The sequence below is a fragment of the Methanohalophilus mahii DSM 5219 genome (assembly GCF_000025865.1).
Lineage (GTDB): Archaea > Halobacteriota > Methanosarcinia > Methanosarcinales > Methanosarcinaceae > Methanohalophilus > Methanohalophilus mahii.
Genome location: NC_014002.1, coordinates 1,989,812 through 2,012,424 on the forward strand (window position 1 = coordinate 1,989,812; position 22,613 = coordinate 2,012,424).

The 22,613-nt window shown below is 46.0% G+C and carries 18 protein-coding genes, 1 tRNA gene and 1 pseudogene; 5 read left to right on the forward strand and 15 right to left on the reverse strand.

What is annotated here, in order from left to right; all coding sequences use genetic code 11:
• Positions 1 to 36: 36 nt before the first annotated feature.
• The 12 genes from MMAH_RS10090 to MMAH_RS10145 all read right to left on the reverse strand — a co-directional run bounded on the left by MMAH_RS10090 (position 37) and on the right by MMAH_RS10145 (position 12,403).
• Positions 37 to 330 (reverse strand): energy-coupling factor ABC transporter substrate-binding protein, encoded by a 294-nt coding sequence (locus MMAH_RS10090; protein WP_013038449.1) that lies wholly within the window; start codon positions 328 to 330, stop codon positions 37 to 39.
• On the reverse strand, positions 327 to 1,022 hold the full coding sequence (locus MMAH_RS10095) for an energy-coupling factor ABC transporter permease (RefSeq protein ID WP_013038450.1): 696 nt from the start codon (positions 1,020 to 1,022) through the stop codon (positions 327 to 329). The genes MMAH_RS10090 and MMAH_RS10095 overlap by 4 nt, the downstream gene beginning before the upstream one ends.
• Before the next feature lie 195 nt (positions 1,023 to 1,217).
• A complete protein-coding gene (locus tag MMAH_RS10100; protein ID WP_013038451.1) occupies positions 1,218 to 1,799 on the reverse strand; it encodes a cobalt-precorrin-7 (C(5))-methyltransferase in 582 nt (193 codons plus the stop codon).
• Positions 1,796 to 2,815 carry a cobalt-precorrin-5B (C(1))-methyltransferase gene (locus MMAH_RS10105; protein ID WP_013038452.1) on the reverse strand — a complete coding sequence of 340 codons (1,020 nt, stop codon included), beginning with the start codon at positions 2,813 to 2,815 and terminating at the stop codon, positions 1,796 to 1,798. Before MMAH_RS10105 ends, MMAH_RS10100 begins: the two co-directional genes overlap by 4 nt.
• A gap of 37 nt (positions 2,816 to 2,852) precedes the next feature.
• Positions 2,853 to 4,646 (reverse strand): DNA mismatch repair endonuclease MutL, encoded by a 1,794-nt coding sequence (gene mutL, locus MMAH_RS10110; RefSeq protein WP_013038453.1) that lies wholly within the window; start codon positions 4,644 to 4,646, stop codon positions 2,853 to 2,855.
• A 2-nt stretch (positions 4,647 to 4,648) separates the two neighbouring features.
• On the reverse strand, positions 4,649 to 7,294 hold the full coding sequence (mutS, locus tag MMAH_RS10115; RefSeq protein WP_013038454.1) for a DNA mismatch repair protein MutS: 2,646 nt from the start codon (positions 7,292 to 7,294) through the stop codon (positions 4,649 to 4,651).
• A gap of 37 nt (positions 7,295 to 7,331) precedes the next feature.
• Positions 7,332 to 8,117: an ABC transporter permease gene (locus MMAH_RS10120; RefSeq protein ID WP_013038455.1), complete on the reverse strand. Its 786-nt coding sequence runs from the start codon at positions 8,115 to 8,117 to the stop codon at positions 7,332 to 7,334.
• Positions 8,114 to 8,971, reverse strand: a complete 858-nt coding sequence (locus tag MMAH_RS10125; protein ID WP_013038456.1) for an ABC transporter ATP-binding protein — start codon at positions 8,969 to 8,971, stop codon at positions 8,114 to 8,116. Before MMAH_RS10125 ends, MMAH_RS10120 begins: the two co-directional genes overlap by 4 nt.
• 102 nt (positions 8,972 to 9,073) lie before the next feature.
• Positions 9,074 to 10,510, reverse strand: a complete 1,437-nt coding sequence (locus tag MMAH_RS10130) for a TrkH family potassium uptake protein (RefSeq protein ID WP_013038457.1) — start codon at positions 10,508 to 10,510, stop codon at positions 9,074 to 9,076.
• A gap of 374 nt (positions 10,511 to 10,884) precedes the next feature.
• A tRNA-Pro gene (locus MMAH_RS10135) sits at positions 10,885 to 10,962 on the reverse strand.
• A gap of 34 nt (positions 10,963 to 10,996) precedes the next feature.
• The gene (ribB, locus tag MMAH_RS10140) at positions 10,997 to 11,725 is read right to left on the reverse strand and encodes a 3,4-dihydroxy-2-butanone-4-phosphate synthase (RefSeq protein ID WP_013038458.1); all 729 of its coding nucleotides are present in this window, start codon (positions 11,723 to 11,725) and stop codon (positions 10,997 to 10,999) included.
• A 15-nt stretch (positions 11,726 to 11,740) separates the two neighbouring features.
• Positions 11,741 to 12,403 carry a winged helix-turn-helix domain-containing protein/riboflavin kinase gene (locus MMAH_RS10145; protein WP_013038459.1) on the reverse strand — a complete coding sequence of 221 codons (663 nt, stop codon included), beginning with the start codon at positions 12,401 to 12,403 and terminating at the stop codon, positions 11,741 to 11,743.
• Positions 12,404 to 12,541: 138 nt separating this feature from the next.
• Between MMAH_RS10145 and MMAH_RS10150 the strand changes: the two genes are divergently transcribed.
• The 5 genes from MMAH_RS10150 to MMAH_RS10170 all read left to right on the forward strand — a co-directional run bounded on the left by MMAH_RS10150 (position 12,542) and on the right by MMAH_RS10170 (position 18,319).
• A complete protein-coding gene (locus MMAH_RS10150) occupies positions 12,542 to 13,423 on the forward strand; it encodes an ion transporter (RefSeq protein WP_013038460.1) in 882 nt (293 codons plus the stop codon).
• A 1-nt stretch (position 13,424) separates the two neighbouring features.
• Positions 13,425 to 15,401 (forward strand): copper-translocating P-type ATPase, encoded by a 1,977-nt coding sequence (locus tag MMAH_RS10155; protein ID WP_013038461.1) that lies wholly within the window; start codon positions 13,425 to 13,427, stop codon positions 15,399 to 15,401.
• A gap of 79 nt (positions 15,402 to 15,480) precedes the next feature.
• On the forward strand, positions 15,481 to 16,374 hold the full coding sequence (gene fhcD, locus MMAH_RS10160) for a formylmethanofuran--tetrahydromethanopterin N-formyltransferase (RefSeq protein ID WP_013038462.1): 894 nt from the start codon (positions 15,481 to 15,483) through the stop codon (positions 16,372 to 16,374).
• 36 nt (positions 16,375 to 16,410) lie between these two features.
• Positions 16,411 to 16,899 (forward strand): PH domain-containing protein, encoded by a 489-nt coding sequence (locus tag MMAH_RS10165; protein WP_013038463.1) that lies wholly within the window; start codon positions 16,411 to 16,413, stop codon positions 16,897 to 16,899.
• Positions 16,886 to 18,319, forward strand: a complete 1,434-nt coding sequence (locus MMAH_RS10170) for a PH domain-containing protein (RefSeq protein ID WP_013038464.1) — start codon at positions 16,886 to 16,888, stop codon at positions 18,317 to 18,319. Before MMAH_RS10165 ends, MMAH_RS10170 begins: the two co-directional genes overlap by 14 nt.
• Before the next feature lie 14 nt (positions 18,320 to 18,333).
• Here MMAH_RS10170 and MMAH_RS10175 read toward each other — a convergent pair whose 3' ends face one another.
• From MMAH_RS10175 to mfnA, 3 genes and pseudogenes are all read right to left on the reverse strand, one after another.
• Positions 18,334 to 19,674, reverse strand: coding sequence for a TraB/GumN family protein (locus MMAH_RS10175; protein WP_013038465.1), 1,341 nt, complete (start codon positions 19,672 to 19,674; stop codon positions 18,334 to 18,336).
• Between the two features lie 13 nt (positions 19,675 to 19,687).
• A complete protein-coding gene (locus tag MMAH_RS10180; protein ID WP_013038466.1) occupies positions 19,688 to 20,788 on the reverse strand; it encodes a CBS domain-containing protein in 1,101 nt (366 codons plus the stop codon).
• A gap of 295 nt (positions 20,789 to 21,083) precedes the next feature.
• Positions 21,084 to 22,082: pseudogene (gene mfnA, locus MMAH_RS10185) on the reverse strand (tyrosine decarboxylase MfnA); the annotation flags it as partial.
• Between the last annotated feature and the right edge of the window lie 531 nt (positions 22,083 to 22,613).

Sequence of the window (22,613 nt, forward strand, 5' to 3'; positions counted from 1 at the left end):
TGTCGTCAAAAAAAAGGAAAGGAGGTAAAAGGTAAATCAGTCAGAGCGACCTTTACCCTTATAGTAACCAAAGAAGTATCCTATAATAACTGCACCAATAGCTGCCTGCAGTGCAAACAAAAGGCTTTCGGTTTCCCCACCTGGAGGCTCGAATCCCATGTTATCGACCCAGGGCTCATAACCACCCGTTACATCAGTGATTACGCCTTCGGCAGCACCGTCTGCACCCCCGAACTCAGAACCCGGGTTTGCAGCCATCCCGTAGAAGAAGGATGCCACAAAGAGTACAGCGATCACAGCAAATATGATCTCACCCTTACCAATCTTCATGCGGGAGTCCCCCTTATCTTGTTAATCGTCTCCTGTGAGACTACTTTCAGCTCCACAAGGGCATCCCCTTTGACCTGAATAATATATTTGAAGATTAATGCCGTCAGAGCCCCTTCCATAATAGCCAGTGGCACCTGAGTGGTAGCAAATACTGCTGCAAAGGCCTGGAAGGACCCCAAAAATCCGCCGGCTTGCGACGGGAATGCCAGGGCAAGTTGCGCCGATGTTAATACATAGGTAGCCCAATCCGCAAAAGCGGCTGCAATGAAGACAACTACATAGAAATTAAGATTGGCTTTCATACCTGCTTTATATATGGCATATGCAATTACAGGTCCTACGATACCCATCGAAGCCACATTTGCACCCAGGGTTGTCAATCCGCCATGTGCCAGGAATAGGGCCTGATACAACAGTACGATCACACCCATTACCGCTGTGACTGCGGGGCCAAACAGTATGGCGGCCATTCCTGTTCCCGTGGGATGCGACGAACTACCCGTTACAGAGGGTAATTTCAGGGAAGACAGGACAAATATGAACGCACCTGCCACCGCCAGTAACGGCAGGAGATCACGTCTTTCAGAGACAAGTTTGTTGAGACGGTACATACCAAACATTATAACCGGAATAGAGAATACAAACCACAATTGCCACCATGGGGATGGCAGAAATCCTTCGAATATATGCATACTATATCACTCCTGATTGCAACATTTCACAAGTAAACTTAACTAAACAACATGTTAGTTGATAGATTCCATAGAGAATTTATTGTATAAATATCTTGTTGTTTAATAAACCAAACTTGATTATAATACAAAACAAAGGCCTACCAGTTGGTTAAATTTTTTAAACAATGAAAATAAAACAAAATTGCTGGATTATTATCTGACAACCAGCAGACAGTGAAGAGCCGATTGTGCCACCGGAGGATTGTCAACTGTGCCCTCAATTATACTTTCCTCAGGATAACCCAGTTGTTCACAGACGTATATCCTGGCCTGCACTCCCATCTCTTCCAGGATTTTAGCAACTTCCACGGACCCGAAAGTGTCTGCAGGAAGCAGGAGGACATTCTTCCCCAGTTTGATTTCAGCAACAAAAGCCTCTCTTGCAGGATGGGGATTCCTGCCATGAGCCGTTATCACCGCCAGCCCGTTCATACTAGTTTTCGTCCTGGCACAGGCAACCTGCATCGAGGATATACCTGGAATTATGCTGTCCACTTCCCCGGCAAACTTGCCCAAACCCGAAAACATGGGATCCCCGGTGGAAAGCACTACCGCATCTTCGCCCAGCAGATGCAGGTTCTTGTAATCCTTTATCTTCTTTGCCTCTCCCATTATATAGGGACCAGCGAGCTCAAGGGACCGGGGAGAACCATAAACTTCAGCTGCATTTTCGATTGCCTCGATTGCCTGTTCTGTGAGCATTCCGGGCCCCACTCCCACCCCCACAACTATCATTTTTTTTCCCCGCTATCCATAAGCACAGTACCGTCACGCTCAACGATCACAATACGGGCACCCTTTGCCTTTTCCACGGTTTTTTCAAAGGCCCTGCGCAGGTGCTGTCCTTCAGGTTCCATCTCCACCATTTCGGCAACCGTAGCAAAACCCGTGCCCTCAAGTACATCCGGGTCACCCCATTTGATGATAAGCCCGGGCAGACCACAGATAATGACATCTCCTGTGGCAGCCTCGAGTGCTTCGGAAATACGGCTGCCTGCAAGTACAACCGTGTAATCGGGAAACAGCATTGTGGAATAACGAATACCTATACGGCCGGTTGTAAGGACAACTTTATCGGAACACCGGATCAGATCTCCTTTCATTTCGCCTAGATGGTCATTCCAGGGTTCTACAAAACCCGTGGTACCCAGAATGGAAATGCCTTCCTCCACACCGATGGTGGAATTTAGGGTCTGACGGGCAATTTCCTCTCCTCTGGGCAGGGATATTTCCACTTCCGCACCCTTAAGACCCAGTTGTTCAACAGCTTCAAAAACAGCCAGCTTTATCTGTTCCATGGGTTTGGGATTGATGGCAGGGTAGCCTTTTTTAGCCTGCAGGCCTCCACGTGTTACCGTGCCTATACCCTCACCAGCATTAATTATAATTGAATCTGCTTCACGGGCATTCCCTACAAACTCAAGCCCCCGGGTAATATCGGACTCATGGTCATTATTGACCTTGGTCACCATCGCATAACCCCTGTCCGTTTCCTTTACATCAATATATGCACGCAGACCCACAGGAGTAGGGATGGAAACGGTCTTGACCTGCTCTTGCAGGGAAAGCACAGCTGCTTTGGCCGCCGCAGCCGCGGTTGTCCCTGTGGTATAGCCTCTCTTGAGAACTGAACCGTCACTTAAAACTACGAGCCTTCCGTTCTTTATACCCTCCACGAGTTCCTCACGTGGCATGGCCGCCTTTTCAAGCCACTCATCGGGAATTTTGGATTTATTCACAGGATCGATCATTGTCATTTACTCCGTCTGTAAAGTTATAAAATTAGCGTCACACACCTGTACGTTTGAACAGCTTATCCAGTTCTGCTTTGCCCAGGGTTATCATTGTGGGTCTGCCGTGGGGACATGTATAGGGATTCTCGGTCTTTTCAAGCTGGTCCAGCAGGTTTTGCATCTGTTCCATATTACAGGGCGCTCCTGCCTTAATGGCACTCCTGCAGGCCATTGTCTTGCATAACATGTCTTCCATACCCTTCTTCTCCTTTACCCTTCCCTGCTCAAAGAGATCAGCCAGTAAATCATGCACAACTGAAGGGTCCTCTATCTTCCCCATCACAGTGGGAACGGTTGTTATCACATAGGTCTGTGTACCGAATTCTGACAGGGAAAATCCCAGGTTTTCCAGATAGGGTATGTATTCTTCCAGTAACACTTTTTCCCTTGTGGTCAGATCAACTGTCACAGGAGAGATCAGTTCCTGCCAGTCGTGTTTTACTCTCCTGGATAGCTGTTCATACATTATCCGTTCATGTGCAGCATGCTGGTCTATCAAGAGAAGTCCCTCATCGGTCTCAGCCACTATATAGAGGTCATTGACCTGCCCCAGGATACGTGCATCTGACACCCCCGATCCCACCCTTTCAGGGTGGGCTTTTTCTTCTGCAAAGGCCCTTTCTGAGCTTTTGAGCCTGCGCTGGGTATCTCTTGGAGGGGCACTGTAATTTGGGGTATTCTCCCTTATAACAGGAGATTCAGAAGATATGGGTTCCTTTGAATTTGGTTTTTCAGGAGATGCCAGGGATGACTGCATGGTCGTGGTGCGGGACGGTTTTACCTCGGGTACCAGTTTTTCCTGTTTCAGGGCCTGCTCAACAGCCGCAGTGATACCATCCATTATTTCATTTTCCCTGCTCAGCCTTACATAGCGCTTTGCCGGATGGACATTGACATCCACCTCCTCCAGATTGATCCTCACATTAAGTACCGCGGCAGGATAGCGACCTTTGGGCAGCATGGTATAGTATCCAAGCCTCACGGCATTACTGATAGCAGGAGACGATATATTCCTTCCATTAACGAAAAAATAATTCATCTCCCGATTGCTGCGATAATATCCCGGTTTCGAAATATATCCCCAGAGGGATAGCAGGTCATCCTTGTATTCCAGAGGTATCAGCTGTCTTGCAACATCTGCTCCCAGCACCTGTACCATCCTGTCGAATAGCTCACCTTTGCCGCAACGCAGCACCACCTTGCCTTCATTTAGCAAAGTAAAGGCAACCCCGGGGTTACCAAGCGCCTGGCGGGTCACGGTATCAGTTATATGGGAAAGTTCGGTCCTTTTGCTCTTGAGATACTTGCGCCGGGCCGGTGTATTATAGAATAGGTCCTGTACCTCTACACGTGTGCCCACCGAAGATCCGGTCTCTGTTGCCTCCCCAACCAGACCTCCTTCCACCCCAATTCTTACAGCCGAAAGGCAATCCGCGGTTCTGCTGATAAGTTCTACTCTGGAAACCGCCGCAATAGAGGAGAGTGCTTCTCCCCTGAAACCCAGGGTAATTATCCTGTGCAGGTCATCCTTGCTTTCGATCTTGCTTGTGGAATGCTTGGTAAAGGCCAGCGGGGCTTCCTCCCGCCCTATCCCGCTGCCGTCATCTATCACGGTGATGCTTTTTGATCCAGCCCCCTCTATTTCCACTCGAATATCCGATGCTCCTGCATCCAGGGAATTATCTATCAACTCCTTGACAACGGAGGCAGGTCTTTCTATAACCTCTCCTGCAGCGATCTGGTTGATTGTGGCCTCATCAAGTAAATGGATATGCTCCGGCTTTTCCATAATCAACTCTCCTTCAGTTTTTGCTGTATAGCATGCAGTCTGTTCAGGGCTTCCATTGGAGTGAGGTTATTGAGATCCAGGTCCCTTATTTCCTCTGCAACCGGATCAAAATCTTTCTCATCACCTTTTTCCGGATCTACCAGCAAAAGCTGGGTATATTTGGCACCACTCCTGCGTTTTCTGGAACCTTCACTTTCCCTGCTGATCACACTCTCACTTTCAATATCTTCCAGGATCGACTGCGCCCTTTTGGTCACCTTATGAGGAACACCTGCAAGCCTGGCCACATGGATACCGTAACTTTTGTCAGTTGCACCGGGCACGATCTTGCGCAAAAATACCAGATCATCCCCGTCCTCCTTGACCGCTATATGATAATTCTTAACCCTCTTGAGCGATTCGGCAATTTCGGTCAGCTGGTGATAATGGGTAGCAAAAAGGGAACGTACTCCCTGGCGACCCTTGTTATGGATATACTCCACAACGGCCTTGGCTATACTGTAACCATCATAGGTACTGGTCCCCCTGCCGATCTCATCCAGAAGCACCAGGCTTTTCGCAGTGGAATTATTCAGGATATTGGCAAGTTCCACCATCTCCACCATGAAGGTACTCTGCCCGCTTGCCAGGTCATCAAAGGCCCCCACCCGGGTGAATATCCTGTCCACTATACCCACCGATGCATGGGAAGCGGGTACAAAGGATCCCGCCTGGGCCATTATGACTATCAGGGCAACCTGTCTCATATAGGTGGATTTACCAGCCATATTGGGGCCCGTGATCAGAAGGAACTGCTCATCAGAACAATCCATTTCCACGTCATTGGGAATGAATCCTCCATCTACCGAATTTTCCACAACAGGATGCCTGCCTTGGCGTATCAGTATCCTGCAGTCATCGGTAATGGAAGGACGCACATAATTATTGTTCACCGCAACCTCTGCAAGGGAAGCCAACACGTCCAGCTCTCCCAGCAGGACTGCCATCTCCTGCAACTGTTTCGAATGATTTGCTACCACCGATATAACTTCATTGAACAGTTCATATTCCAGTGCCACCCTTTTCTCATCTGCAGACAGGATTTTGCCTTCCCAGTCCTTGAGCTGTGGGGTGTAGAAACGCTCGGCATTGGTCATTGTCTGTTTGCGGATGTAATCATCAGGCACCTGGGAAATATTGGGCTTGGTAACCTCCAGATAATAACCTATCACCTTGTTGTAGCCTACCTTGAGGGATTTGATCCCGGTCCTGTCCCTCTCCTTCTGCTGGAATGAGGCAATCCAGGATTTGGCATTACTGGAAATTTCCTTCAGTTCATCCAGTTCCTCACTATAGCCGGGTTTGATCAGCCCGCCCTCCCGCACGGACAGAGGAGGCTCCTCCACGATAGCCCGCTCGATCAGGTCAGTGAGAGTATCTATTTCCCTGAAATCCTTCATTCCCTGCACTATCCGGGCAAGCATTGCCTTATGTTCCCCCTCCAGGGTTTCTAGCAGCGATGGTATCGCCTGGAGGGATTTTTTGAGGGCTACAAGGTCCCTGGCATTGGAGTTGCCATAAACCACCCTGCCCACAAGTCTCTCCACATCCTTTACATAGGAAAGATGGGAGCGCACATCAAATCTCAACAGGGTGTTATCGGACAATTCTTCCACGGCATCCAGCCGCTTATTTATATGGGAGACATTAAGCAGGGGTTTGAGGATCCATTTCTGAAGCAGACGGCTGCCCATTGGCGTTTTGGTCTCATCCAGTACCTGGAGAATAGTTGTATCCCTTCCCTCTCCCCTGACATTTTTCACAACCTCCAGATTACGCAGCGTAATTGAATCCAGTATCATGAATTCGGAGGAGGAATAGGTATGGAGGAACTGAACATGATTTAATTCACGCATCTGGGTTTCCAGGGCATATTCCAGGGCACAGCTGGCTGCCATTTTTGCAAAGGGAAGCCCGGCACAACCCATACCTTCCAGGGTGGAGACACCCAGATGCTCGCATAGATGTCTGTCCGCATAGGCCGGGTCCGTGGAAGCAGCATCAAATTCAGTTGTGGAGAGTTTCAACTCTGCCAACCTGCTTTGTAATTCCTCATTTTCCATTAATTGGGGAAGGACAATACATTCTGCAGGCCGCATTCGTGCCACCTCTCCCGCAATCCCGTCAAAGGGAGGTTGATCGTTGATCTGGGTAGTCAGGAATTCTCCTGTGGATACATCCAAAAAAGCCACGCCAAAATCCTTATCCCTGCCGGCAATCGCCATCAGGTAGTTGTTTGATGGATCAGAAAGCATGGAGGAATCGATAACTGTCCCGGGGGTGACCACACGCACCACTCCCCGTTTGACAACCCCTTTCGCGTTTTTGGGGTCTTCAAGCTGTTCACATACCGCGACCTTGTAGCCTTTCCTGACCAGTCTGGGCAGGTAATTATCCACCGCATGATAGGGAATTCCAGCCAGGGGCATTTTTTCCCCGTCCTTTCCCTTACCCCGGGTGGTGAGAGTTATGTCAAGTTCCTGTGCGATGGTCTTTGCATCCTCCCCGAAGGATTCATAGAAATCCCCCATACGGAAGAATATCAGGGAATCGGGATGTTGCTCCTTGGCAGCATAATACTGTTGCATCGCAGGTGTAATCTTGCTCATTGGTAATCTATCCGGCAAATGTGTAATTCTTGGTCTATTACACTATAAGCCTCTTTTTCATAAGGTTTATTGACAGCAGGAAAACCAGCAGGGTTGCTCCAAGCATCCAGGCAATGTTCAACAGCAGGGAAGCCTCTATTATACCGCTCATCAGTGACCTGACAACAATCACTATATGTGCCAGCGGCAGGATTGCCAGAGCGATGGTTTGTACCGTCTCCGGGAGCAGGGATAGCGGGAAAAAGGTACCGCTGAACAGGAACATGGGTGTAATCAGCAGGATAGAAGGGTAGGTCAGGGAATTGATATTGGGAGTGATTGCCGTAAAGCACATGGCAATACAGGAAAACATCAATCCTGCAAGAAAGGCAAAAGGGATTACCAGCAGGGAATGCGGATAGACAGCCAGACCAAAAATTGTCAGGATGGGCAGGATGATACTGGCATTGATCACACCCCGCGTTGCTCCCCAGAGCAGTTCCCCGGCTATGACTTCATCTATGTTCAGGGGAGTTGCAATAATGGCATCAAAGGTTTTCTGGTAATACATTCGCACATAGGAGCCAAAGGTACATTCATAAAACCCGGCAAACATCATGGAAACCGATATCAGTGCGGGGGCAATGAACTTTGTATAGGGTACACCTTCGATTTCATTGATATAATTGCCCAGTCCAAATCCCAGGGCAAACAGGTACAGGATGGGTTCCACAAGGGGTGGGAGGAAGTTCACTGTCAAAGTGGTCATGAACACATCCCTGTTGCGCATCCAGACTTTCAGGACACGCGGGGTAATATCCGGCAGGGCAAAATACGACATCATTCCCGCAACTTCCTCCCTGTAAGTTTAAGGAACACATCCTCCAGTGTTGCAGCCCTGGCGGTAATCTTACCCAGCCTGCATTCATTAAAAAGATGCTCAGTAATGCCGTGAGGATCATTGGTATATATCTGGACCATATCCCCTGCCTGTTCATACCATGCATTGCTGCCCTCAAGACAGGCTATTACTTCAGGGGTATTTTCAGCTTCTACTATATCCGTACCGATATACTCCTTTATAATCGATGACGGACTGCCTTCCACAAGAATATTGCCATAATCCATTATAACCAGCCTGTCACACAGCTGGGCGGCCTCTTCCAGATAGTGGGTAGTCATTACAATGGTAACTCCCTGTCTTTTTAGACTGCGCAGTTTTTCCCACATCACATGCCTGGACTGGGGGTCCAGGCCCACTGTGGGTTCATCCAGGATCAGTAACCGGGGTTCATTCACAAGCGCCCTGGCAAGAATAAGGCGCCGTTTCATACCACCGGAGAGAAGATCGGTCATAGTATCCCTTTTTTCATTGAGCTGCACAAAATCCAGCAATTCATTAATCGTTTTTTCAGCTTTTCTTTTGGGTATATCAAAATATCGGGAATAGACATAGAGATTCTTGTAAACGGAAAAATCGATGTCCAGATTGTTTTCCTGAGGTACAACTCCCATTAAATTTTTAATTTTACGCTGGTCACGTGTTACATCCATATCGAAAACTTTGAGACTGCCTCTGGTGGGAGGAGATACACATTGTATTATACGCATTGCAGTAGTCTTGCCGGCTCCGTTGGGTCCCAGAAAACCGAACAGTTCACCTTTGTTTACCTCAAAGCTTACATCATCAACAGCCACAAATTTTCCGAATGTTTTGTGTAAATTTCTTGCAACAATTACAGGTTCAATAGGCCATCACCACATCATCCATGATCAACTGAAATAAGATTTATTAATATTTCATTTTTTCCAGAAAGCAGAAGTTAGCATTACCATCACTGTAAATACTTCCAATCTGCCAATCCACATATTCAACACAAGCAGTAATTTACCCAAAAAAGGTAACAAGTTATAATTTGCCATCGGTCCAAAAAGATTGAAAGCCGGTCCAATATTACCCAGCGTTGCTATGGATGCACTCAGTGAACTGAACACATCCATTCCCATCATCGAAAGCAAACCCGAACTTATGAAAAAAAGGATAAAATAAATTATAACAAACGATATAATAGATTGCATTACATCATCAGGTACTGCTTTTCCATTGAAACGAATAATACGCACAGCTTTGGGGTGAATTGCCTTGAAAAGCTCCCTGTTTGCATACCTTAAAAGAAGAAGGGTACGCACTATCTTAATTCCGCCCCCGGTTGAGCCGGCACATCCGCCAAAAAACATCACTATAAATAAAAGCATCCTGCCTGAATCTGCCCATTGGTTAAAATCAACAGTTGCATACCCGGTAGTTGTTAAAATAGATAGTACCTGAAATACAGAATACCTGAAAGACGTATCCAGACCATAGATATGGTCTTTGAAAAGAAGAAGGGTAAGACTTAAAGTTGCAATTGCAACAATCAATGTATAAAATTTGAATTCGTCATCTCTTACAAGACTGTTTTTATCCACATAGAACATTCTGTAATGCAGTGCAAAATTTGCACCTGCAACGAACATAAAGAAACAAATTATACCTTCCACAACCGGACTATTAAAAGCAGCTATACTATCTGCGTAAGGTGAAAAACCACCACATGCCATGGTAGTAAAAGTATGAGTTACAGCATCATACAGGTTTAGACCAGCAAGATAGAGTGCTACACATTCCACAACTGAAATAGCTACATATACCATCCAGAGGATTTTTGCGGTCTCTCTAATGCGAGGACGTAATTTGTCCTCCTGGGGGCCGGGCACTTCAGCCCTGAACATTTGCCGGCCTGCAATACCCAATTTGGGCAGTATGGCTATAAACAGCATAATTATACCCATTCCACCAAGCCACTGGGTCATAGACCTCCAGAATAAAAGGCCTCTACTATGGCTCTCAATATCCACCATCACCGTAGCTCCGGTTGTAGTAAAGCCGGACATGGATTCAAAAAAAGCATTGATCGGGGTCATTCCTTCAAGAATAAAGGGTATTGCACCGAACATTGCTGCTGCCAGCCATCCAAAGGCAACGATCATGAAGCCTTCCTTAAGGTCCCAGTCTTCTTTTGAAGGCTCTATCCTGAAAGCAAATATAGTGCCTGCCATCGTTGTTATCGTAAAAGCTATAGCGAATGTCTGAGGGGATTCACCATAATACATACCTACAAAAAGGGGTATGAGCATCAATAATCCAAGAAGCCATAGTAAAGTACCCAGAACACCTATCACAATTTTGAATTTCATGCAAACACCTTACTTGGACAATTTTTCTACCTCTAAAAACACAGAAGATATAGAAAATAAAAGGATATGATTCTTCTTTTACTTTGTAATTTCGAGGGAACAATAGTTGAGTTCTTATTAATAACCATATTTACAAGTCAATCTTCCGGAACCTTCACATCTTTGAAAACTTATCATTTATTTGTAACTTTTATAATACTTTTATTTATTTGTCCATAAAATCAACATACAAAATAAATCCACAGATCTACCATTACATATTACTCATATTAATCTTTGTTAATTTAACATCCTCCCTATGTGGGTTGGAATTTTATAAAGGATTAATATAAAGAAAATAGAATTATTTAATATTTGAAAAAAGAACTAATGTATGGTGGGACCGCGGAGATTTGAACTCCAGTCGCAAGACCCCCAGCCTTGCAGGATGGACCAGGCTACCCTACGGTCCCACGGGGATTGGTCCTAATAGGAACTTTCCCTATATCACTTTTTCTGCCGGGCCGCCCATTCGGTATAGGCTTTTGTGATCTGGGCACCTTCCATGAAAACACATCCATGCAACTGGGCATAAGTTTTTGCGTCTTCTTTTGAAAGGGCTTTGCCGTTGGTATCATCCAGCATTTCACAGACTACCATGACAGGGGTTATACCGGCCATCTCTGCAAGAGCAACCGAAAGCTCGGTCTGGCCCCGGCGGTTTTCCACAAGCCCTTCAGCTGCCCGTAGCAATGCAACATGCCCCGGAGCCCGGAACTCGTCTCCAAATACAACGGCTTCACCGTTCCTACCTTTTTCAGAGATTTCAGCCAGTTTGTTGATGGTCAGGGCCCGGTCGTTATCCGGGATACCGGTACGGGTGTTCCTGTGATTGACCCAGATGGAAAATGAGGAACGACTATCATATGCCAGATCACCGGCCTGCTCCACGGTATTACCAATTGCAGGCCATCTGCCTGCCCCTTCTGCCAGCAAATCTGCCATGAAAGGCAGACCCAACGTCGTACAGACCTCATCGGCCAGGGCAGTACAGATCAGCCCCCCCCCATCGCGACGCATCCAGCGCACATCATCAGGAGTAATAGCTGAGGCCGCAATAACAAAATCCGTCTCGCCTTCCCGGCTGTCCGAATCAAATATAAATACCATTTCTCCCCGCTCAACTGCCTCAACACCCTTTTTCACTTCGGGATCTGAAATTTTTAAATTGTCCATACTAAATGCCTCCAATCAATAATCAACGGTAACCTCAACCTCATCTCCGTCCTTCAAATCAAGCTCATCACGCAATTTAACAGGGGAGATTATCTCCAGCAGATCAGCCGGATAATGGGTCCTGTCGGGAACCACAACTGCTGCCTCAAACCCCTCAACTTTCACACAGAAACAATGACATGCACCGAAAGTACGCTCCCCATTTGTGAAACCGGAGATCGGGATCACAGCACTTTCTGCAAGCTTATCCCTGAACTTCAGGCTAAGGTCATCAAGATGCACATTGAGAGTTCCGGGGTAAGGAGCAAAACCGAGTTTGTCCCCGAATTGCCTCTGATAGCCTTCCTGGCCGATATAGTAGTGACCTTCACCAAGCCCGCTTACAATAGACCCCCGCAGCTGAATCGACTTTTTTTCAACGGTTTCGGTGAATATATGCCTGTAATCCTCGTATTCCTTTTTCAGCAATTGCCGACCCTTTTCCAACAGCGCCACTTCCTGTCCACCAGGCACAATACGCCTCTCAATATAACCTTCATCTTCCAGGGATTTGAGAATCCTAGCCGAAGTCTTGGAGCTGGTCGCCATGTATTCGGCAAACTCAGCTGAGGATAGTTTAACCGGATTATTCAGCCCGCCCAGAAGGCCCAGTTCTTTCAGTGCTGGAATTAGATGCATGCGAAATACTCCATCTCAAAATTGAGACGTATCTCATATCTGGCTGATCGTTAATAAATGTTCGGCTTGCAACAGAGTAAATTATAACCAGCGGGAAACACATGAGAAATTAGGGAGAGGAATGTCCGGAGGTTAGCCATGAAAAAATACAACCCATATGAGAACAGGCCCTCTCATGCAGGCTGGAGAAGAGACCTGTACGATATAATCTTCGGGGCAGATACACCTCCTGGAAAGGCCTTCGATATAGCACTTATATTTGCTATCCTGGGAAGTGTTGTCATTGTAATGCTGGACAGCGTGCATTCCATAGCATCTGTTCACCACCATAGCCTCTACATGCTGGAATGGGATTTCACCATTCTGTTCACCATCGAATATATCCTGCGACTTATTTGTGTCAGGGACAAAAAAAGATATGCGACCAGCTTTTTTGGTGTGATAGATTTACTGGCAGTACTGCCTACCTACCTGACAGTAATCCTGCCCGGCGGTCAATATCTCCTTGTTATACGTATACTGAGACTGTTGCGGATATTCAGGGTACTTAAACTCGTGCAGTACCTCTCTGAAGCCGATCTGCTGATAAGGGCACTGCGGGAGAGTCAGCGCAAAATCATAGTTTTCCTGTTCACGGTTTTGAATCTGGTCGTGATTCTGGGTTCTGTTATGTATGTGGTTGAAAGTTCCAATCCCCAGTTCACCAGTATTCCCCAGAGTATTTTCTGGGCAATCGTTACCATAACAACGGTAGGTTATGGGGATATTGTACCCACAACATTTCTGGGAAAGACCATCGCTTCACTGGTAATGATAATCGGTTATTCTATCATCGCTATACCTACAGGGATAATCACACAATCGATAATCCGGGTTTCCAGTGAGGATGATAAAACAAAAATCGTAAAACAGACGAAAGGAAATATGTTTTCAAAAAAATGTCCGGGTTGTGCCTTTCAGGGACATGATCTGGATGCTGACTACTGTAAACGTTGCGGGGAAAGACTTGAGGAGGAATAAAATGGAACATGGAGAAAATAATGGACATTCGCATCATGCAATGATGCTGGAAGATTTTAAGAAACGTTTTTTCGTATCACTGGTTCTTACAATACCAATCCTATTTTTGTCACCGATAATCAGACAGGCATTGGAAAGTATAGGAGTGAGCCTACCGACAATTGAAGGTGCCTCTTATCTGCTTTTTGCCTTTTCCACACTGATCTTCTTCTATGGTGGCAAACCCTTCCTCACAGGGCTGGTCAGTGAACTCAGATCCCGCCAGCCCGGCATGATGACATTGATTGCCGTTGCCATCAGCGTGGCCTACATATACAGCAGCCTGGTGGTATTCGGGCTGGCAGGCAAGTTCTTTTTCTGGGAACTGGCAACCCTTATCGACATCATGCTCCTGGGCCACTGGATCGAGATGAGATCTGTAATGGGAGCCTCCATGGCTCTTGAGGAACTGGCAAAACTCATGCCCTCAAAAGCTCACCGTCTGGGAAAAGATGGTGAGGTAGAGGATGTAGCCCTCAGGGATTTGCAAAAGGGGGACAGATTACTGGTCAAACCCGGAGAAAAGATCCCCGCAGACGGTAGTATCGTGAAGGGACAATCCTCGGTCAATGAAGCAATGCTTTCCGGGGAAACCACTCCGGTATCCAAAGAAAAGGATGATGAGGTTATCGGTGGTTCCATCAACGGGGAAGGCTCCCTGGAGATCATAATCGAAAAAACCGGTTCCGATTCCTTCCTCTCCCAGGTAATTGAACTTGTAAAACAGGCCCGGGAAAGTCGCTCCCGTGCACAGGACCTGGCCAACCGGGCTGCCCTGTGGCTGACCATCATAGCCTTAAGTGCAGGTGCGATAACATTGTTTGCCTGGGCTAACCTGGCTGGTTACGATTTTGCCTTTTCCCTGGAAAGAGCGGTTACCGTAATGGTAATCACATGTCCCCATGCCCTTGGCCTGGCAATTCCCCTTGTGATTGCAGTATCCTCTGCATTGGCTGCCAACAACGGGCTGCTTATCAAGGACAGGGCAGCGTTTGAAAAGGCACATGAGGTAGATGCGGTGGTTTTTGACAAGACCGGCACCCTGACTGAAGGAAAGTTCGGGGTCACCGATATAATTGCCTTTGAGAATGTATCAGAAGAAGAAATCCTGAAACTGGCTGCTTCGGTAGAAGCCGAATCGGAACATTCCATAGCCCGGGGTATTGTGGAATCGGCAAAGGAAAAATATCCTATTGAGAATTTTAACAGTATCCCGGGTAAGGGCGCCTTTGCTACAGTTAAAGGTAAGCAAATCACAGTTGCAAGTGGATCCTATATAGCTGACCAGAGGTTAGAACCTGACGCAGCTGAAACCGAGGGGTTAACAGCTCAGGGTAAAACTGTTGTTTTCGTGGTTGAGGAGGATAGGCTAATTGGTGCCATAGCCCTTGCAGACATTATACGTCCTGAATCAAAACAGGCTATTGCAACCCTTAAAGAGCGGGGCATACGTTGTATGATGCTTACAGGGGATAATGATAATGTAGCCCGCTGGGTAGCGGAAAACATAGGCCTTGACGAATACTTTGCCGAAGTGCTCCCACAGGAAAAAGAAGGGAAGATCAAGGAAATCCAGGAGCGCAGACTGCGTGTAGCAATGACAGGTGATGGTGTGAATGATGCACCAGCCCTGGCCCGCGCAGACCTGGGTGTGGCCATAGGGGCAGGAACGGATGTGGCTGTGGAAACAGCGGATATTGTGCTGGTACGCAGCAATCCCCTTGATATAATAACTGTCCTGGACCTCTCGGCAAAAACCTACGGGAAGATGAAGCAGAACCTGTTCTGGGCCACAGGTTACAATGCCATTGCCATCCCCCTTGCAGCAGGGGTGCTGGCCGGACAGGGAATCCTGCTGTCCCCGGCTGTAGGGGCGGTACTTATGTCGCTGAGTACGGTTATAGTTGCAGTCAACGCAAAATTCCTCACCCTTGAATGAGACAAAAAGCAATGTCGAAGATTATTTGTACTGCAAACAGTATCTCCCTTGTATCCTTAATTAAAGAGCAGGTGTCATTATGGAAATTAACGGAGTAGAAATCGAAGATACTTTTGCAGAAGCATTCCCGATAAAGATCGGAAGAGTACTGATCACAGCCGTGAACGAAAAATGGGCAAGGGTAGCTGCACAGGAAGCTACAGGTTTTGGTACCTCTGTCATCATGTGTCCCGCAGAAGGCGGTATCGAAAGGGTTGCCAGTCCGGATGAAACCCCCGACGGAAGACCTGGTGTGTACATCCAGATCTGCACCTTCGGCTACAAGTCCCTGGAAGAACAGCTCCTGGAAAGACTGGGTCAGTGCGTATTGACCGCTCCCACAACAGCAATGTTCAATGGTCTTCCGGATGCTGAAAAACAGTTTGACACCGGTTTCAAGCTCAAATTCTTCGCAGATGGTACCGAATCCGAAACCGAAGTCGGTGGCAGGAAGGCATATAAGATCCCAATGATGGAAGGCGACTTCATCACCGAGCACTCCATGGGTGGAGTAAAAGGTGTGGCAGGCGGCAATTTCTTCATTTTCGGAGACTGCCAGATGAGTGCCCTCAATGCTGCAGAAGCAGCAGTTGAAGCCATAGAGAAGGTAGAAGGCTCCATTACACCATTCCCCGGTGGTATCGTGGCCAGCGGCTCCAAACCAGGTGCCAACAAGTACACTTTCCTCAAAGCAACAGCAAACGAAAAGTTCTGCCCCTCCATCAGGGACCAGATTGAGGATACCCAGATCCCAGAAGGTGTGGGAGCAGTTTACGAGATCGTTATCAATGGTGTCAGCGAGGAAGCAATCTCCAGCGCAATGTCAGCCGGTATAAAGGCATCCGTAAAAGTTCCGGGTATCAAGAAGATTTCTGCAGGCAACTACGGCGGAAACCTTGGCCCCTACAAATTCAATCTTCATGACCTCGTATGATACGGGTTCCTCTTTTTTCTTTTTTCGGATTCGGTAATGATGCTTGAAAATGAACCCTCTGAGCGTATCGATTCGCGTGCATTGAAATCTTGGTTTGTAAGCGGACTCTTGATAGGTATTATCCTCTTTTCAATTCCAGCAGCATACATTTTTCTGATAGGTCCTGCGTGGGATTTGCCACGAGAGTGGGGCTGGATAGGCATAGCACTGGTGACAGTATTCACATTATGGTCGGCAATAATTGCACCCCAACTCAGGATACGTTTCTGGCGCTATGAAATAAGAGAAAATGAAGTCGACATTCAGAATGGAATTTTCATTATCAGAAGAACTCTTATTCCCATGGTCAGGATTCAGCATGTTGATACTGAACATGGTCCTGTGATGAGATTTTTCGGGCTGGCAACATTAAGGATCTCTACAGCTGCTACAGACCACTACATTCCCGCTTTATCAAGGGAAAAAGCTGCAGAGCTCATGGGAGAAATAGCAGCTCTTGCAAGAGTAAGTGATGAAGATGTCTGAATATAAACGCCAGCATCCATTCATGATTATTCTGGAGACGGTCAAAAGCATAATATATGCAATACCACCAGTGTTCTTCTTTGCATTATCAACAAGGAATGAATTGAGTAGTGTGGATATTCCTTTTCTGGCTGCTATTGCTTTGATCGCAACCCTTACCTATTCTACAGCAAAATGGTATCTTTTCACCTATCAGTATGAAAACGGCTACCTGCACATAAGAAAGGGATTGTTGTTTAAAAAGGAAAGATCAATCAAGAGGGAAAGAGTCCAGACAGTTAATGTAATCACAAATTTTATACAAAAACTCCTGGGGATCACAAGTTTACATGTCAAAACAGCCGGCAGTACAGAAGCAGAACTGTCCCTCACTGCTATAACCCTGCAGGAAAGCCAGAACATAAAGACCTATTTAGAAAACCATGCAACAGACAGGTCCAGCAAAAATCATACAGAGGAATCAGAAACCAGGAACGCCAATGTAAATACTTACAATGTCCCACTATGGAACCTGCTTCTGGCAGGAGCCACTTCAGGAAGGTTCATGTTGCTTTTTTCTCTTATAGCAGCTGCATTATCCCAGCTTTATCCATATATTCCTGAAAGATATCTAGGGCTTGTTCTTGAGCAGGTAATTTCCCAGAACAATGTCAATATCAGTCTACTTCTGATACTAATATTTGGATTATTGCTGCTTTCGTGGATCATATCAACCCTGGTCTTTGCAATCCAATACGCCAATTTCACCCTACAACGCCAGGAAGATGACATCCGGATATCTTACGGCCTTATTGAACAAAAGGAATACAACCTGAATATGAAACGAATTCAGGCCCTGTCTGTAAAGAAGAGTTTGTTGCGACAGCCTTTCAGCCTGTGTTCCATCTATGCAGAGGTTGCCGGAGGCAGCTCTGAAAAACAGGATTATGTGACTACATTATATCCCCTGCTGCATGCAAGACAACTGTCAAAATTCATGGACAATATGTTCCCCGAATACAGTATCCCTGAAGATATGCATCCCCTGCCATTAAGATCAAGGAAACGCTACATTATACGTTTAGTAGTTCCGGTTCTTGTGATTGTTTTATTGCTCCAGCTGGTTCCCTACGGATGGGTATCCTTGCTGGTCCTGCCCCCTGCCTTCTTATTGGGACTTTCCCGTTACAATACAGGAGGAACTGCTATTCTGGAAGAACAATTAACGCTCAGATTCCGGAATATCCATCGCTATCAGGTATTCGTATTGAGGGACCATATCCAGACTATGCAGATAAGTTCCAACCCTTTCCAGCGCATGAGTGACCTGGACACAATCAGGATTTCCGTATTGTCATCAAGAGGCGGAAACCGGTTTACAATCGCTGATGTTGACAGAGAGGAAAGTGGGAAAATCTGGAACTGGTTTTCCCGCAACTAAGTTTTCTATGTTTCTTAAAGGCCCAGCAGGGATAATCCAGACGATAGGGAATTGCGTATCAATTCCAGCGGATCCACTCCTGTGACCTGTATCATAACCCAGGCTCCCAGGAATGTACCGACCACACTTCCGATATTTGCCAGGGCTGCCACCAGAACTACTTTGAAAAACTTATTCTTACGTGCCTCTGCAAAGGATTCTGTATTCATCATAGCTTTGAAATCGTCGGTCGTGGGATGGCGCTGTTTTGCCTCCACAAGACCTGCAAACCAGCCGGCTGCCATCATTGGATTCAAGGAAGTCAGCCAAGCCACACCAAAGGATGTTGCTATCGAATAGGGATGTCCCCCGGCAATGGTTGCTCCCAGGGCACTCAGGGTACCGTTTATGATAAACCACCAGCCAAAGGCGATCAACAGGAGTTTAATGGAAGTCCCTGAAAGGATCAGTAAAAGAAAGGTAGCAAGTGCCAGGGCTACGATCGCGATACCGAAGACTTTCATCAAACTAAAACGCTTTTTGGGAAGGGTTACCAGCGATGATAACGGAGGTATTGTTTTGGGGTTGGAGAGATATTTCTCGATACCACTCCTGTGACCCGCACCCACAACAGCCACTATGTTCTTGCCGCCACCTGCAGCCGTTCTTACCAGACTGCCTGCAATGTAGGCATCCCTCTCATCAATCAGTACTTCTGCAGCACTGGGGGATGTATGACGTAATTCCTCGATCAGGACTGTAACTGTATCCTGTTCGGTGATATTATCTATATCGATATCATCTCCGCCTCCAATTCCCAAGGCCGCGGCTATAAGGGTTCCTACCATTTTTGTTTTTTCTATCAAACCCATTTTTCCCCAGAAACGCTGGAGGGTTACCTGGATATCCCGGTCCACAAGGGCAACATCAGCCCCTATTTCCTCTGCTGCTTCAATCGCAGCTAACATTTCAGCGCCTGGCTGTACACCCATATCCTTCCCTATCCTTTTCTGGACATGGGCAAGCAGCATATGGACAAGGAAAAAATAGACCTTGCCCTCTGCAAGCAGCTCCTTAACAGATATATCCGAGGTTTGGGTCTTACCCTTAAGGGCATCATAGCGACCCTTGCACAGTTCAACCGCAACGACATCAGGTTGCTGGTTGTGAATTGTCTCCTTTACTTCACGGATACTTTTTTCCGAAACATGGGCCGTTCCCACCAGGCTTATCCTGGAAGGAGCAGGAGCCACATTTTCAGAAGTGGAATCTGTTGAAAAATCGTGTTGCCGAACTTCTGAAGAGCTGGTGGCGCTTTCATAGTTATAGCTCATGGTGTCCTGCCGGGAGTCGGTAATATACGGGTCACTGACCATTAAAATCCCTGTTTTACTCACTTAGAAGTGTCATTGTATGCATAAGGTCTGTTCTTGAAAGGATACCGATGATCTCTCCATCTTCCATTACCACAAGGCGGCCCACGTTATTATTGTTCAGGACCTTGAAGGCTTCCGCTGCATTATCGCCAGGTGAGATCGTAACCACATCCCTTGTCATCACATCGGAAACTAGGGTACTTATCCTGTCCAGTTGCGTTACCTTATGTACGTCCGTAAACGTAACAATGCCTTTTAAAACATTGTGCTGGATTACGGGATAACCCATGTGTTTATGGTCAAACATGAATTGTACGAGCTCTTCCAGGTTCATCTCAGGAGAAACTGAAATAACATCACTGCTCATCACATCCTTTACCTTGACATTTTCAAGGGTACGGGTAACAGCAGTGGAACGTTCTTCTCCAGAGGCTCCCATATAAACAAATACCGCAATCAACAAAAGCCAGGGATTCCAGGGATTGGAAAGAATACCCAAAAGTGCCAGCAGAAAAGCAAAAAATTTACCGACATTCGCTGCGTTACGGGTTGCCTGTATATAATTCATATGGCGGGCAAAAAATGCACGCAAGATCCGGCCACCATCCATGGGGAAGGCAGGAATCAAGTTGAATGCCCCCAACACAATATTGATGGAAGCAAGGATATACACAAGACGATAAGGTATAGTGGTAGAATAACCTGCAACCATCATATCTATCACTAAATTTAATCCAAACAGGATACCTCCAATCAAAAAACTTACAAATGGTCCTGCAAAAGCCATTTTTGCTTCCTGGGCGGGTTCACGGGGCATCTCTTCCATGGAAGATACACCGCCTATCAAGAAAAGAGTGATGTTATTTATCTCAACCCCATATTTTTTTGCAAAATATGAATGGCCCAGCTCATGCAAGAGTACACATGTAAAAAGCAGAATCGTTAGCATGAGGGACAGGCCGTAACCTAATATGGCAGGCTGGACATCTGCAAACCCAACGGGTTCAGGTACACTTGAAAAAACAAATGCAAAGAGAAACAGTACAATAAGAAAAGAAATATGAATCAATATGGGAATACCCATTAAAGTACCGATTTTGAAAGAAGTTTTCATAACTGAACCTTTTAAAGTTCCTATTATTTAGTTATTTAGTTCCACTGACATACTCCCACACCTAAAGTCCATGGGTTATGTGGTTGACTGATTTCAAGTCATTGCCACTTCAGGGGTATCAGTACTCCCTTCCAGTACATTACTTTCACAACGCTTGGTTTTAAAATATATACCCTGTCGACCTATTAGAAAATAGTCACGGATTCGATGGGCACACGCCTTTACAAGTTTCAAGGCTAGGTGCCATCGATCATCCCCTCAACCGTGATACAAAACACCCTTTTATTTTTTTATTTTAAGACCTGTTTACAACAGTATCTAAATTCGCAAGAAACATATCTATAATCTCATTATCCAGATGAGGCATTATAACCAATCTTAATGCCTGCGGATTTCTCGTAAGAGAAACGCGCCACCCAAAATCCTCGTAAAGTCTGCTTTGGATTTCAGTTGGTGACTCCACATCCAGTGCCACGATATTCATCACCGGTTCTATCACCGGCTGGATTCCTATATTCCTGGCTCCTGCAACAAGCCTGTCAGTCATATCCATACATCGTTGTACGATGGTACCATAACCTTTTCTTCCAAGATGACGCATGACTGCGTAGGTGGATACCACAGCTGCTCCGCTACGGGTACCTGTCAGGGAATACTGACTGCTTATAGTAAGATAAGGTGTCTTTACCGCCAGATTATCAAGATCAAGACTGTGGCGGAAAAGCAATCCTCCTGAAGGAATGGTACTTAGACCCATTTTGTGAGGATCTATTGTGACAGAAGATACACCTGCAATTTCAAAATCAAATTTATATTTATTTTTAAGGAAAGGCAGTACAAAGCCGCCGAAAGCCGCATCTACGTGGAAAGGTAAACCATTTTCAATAGCTATGTCAGAAAGGGTTTCAAGAGGATCTACCTGTCCAAACTCGGTAGTACCGGCTATACCTACCAATCCTACCGTATTGGTATCTATAAGGGAATTAACTGCATCCGTATCCACCTGCAAATTATCAGAAAGAGTCGCTCTGCGTATATCTATACCTGAAAGGTCACCAACCTTATCAAAGGAAAAATGAGCTGAATCAGGAACAACAATGTTAGGATGTATAATAGATCTATTACGATTACGCATAGCTCTTACGGCCTGAATATTTGATTCAGTGCCTCCTGTACTGATATAACCACAGGCATAAGGAAGATGTAACATGGCACCCAGCATCTCCATGACCTGTTCTTCCAGTTCAAATGTTCCCTGAAAAAGACCTGGGTCTCCCATATTAGCCTCGATGAAAGTGCAATGGGCATGCTATGCTATTTCATGTGGATAGGTACACATGGAACTCAAAACTTTCCTGTAATCACTATCCCTGTTTTTCTGTTGAGATAATTCCTTTAGAACTGAATCTCTTGCGATACCATTGCTATACATGGGAATCTTTTTCCTAGAAGAGCTTTTTAATTATAATCGTTTTGAGTTATATTTCATTTTCAGATTTACTTTGCAATTGCGGGAATTCCTGGAGGGGGACCCCATGGTTTCTATTGGAAACAGAGTTTAGTTTGAAAAAAGGGATTTTTGTAAAACAAAGTTTTATATACTAAAACCTCTCTACTTACACTGCTATATTTTTTCAGCATATTAAAATATGTATTTCATATTTTTTCCTTCACTCCAGTTGAAATCATAGGGTCTCTCTCCTTTATAAACTTTCCAAGCGAAACGAAGGGGTCTACCTTTTTTTGTTCCTTTACACATTCTTAAACTAAGTATAGATATTGTTATAAATTTTAATAGTGCAGTTGAAATAAAGGGGTCTTTACC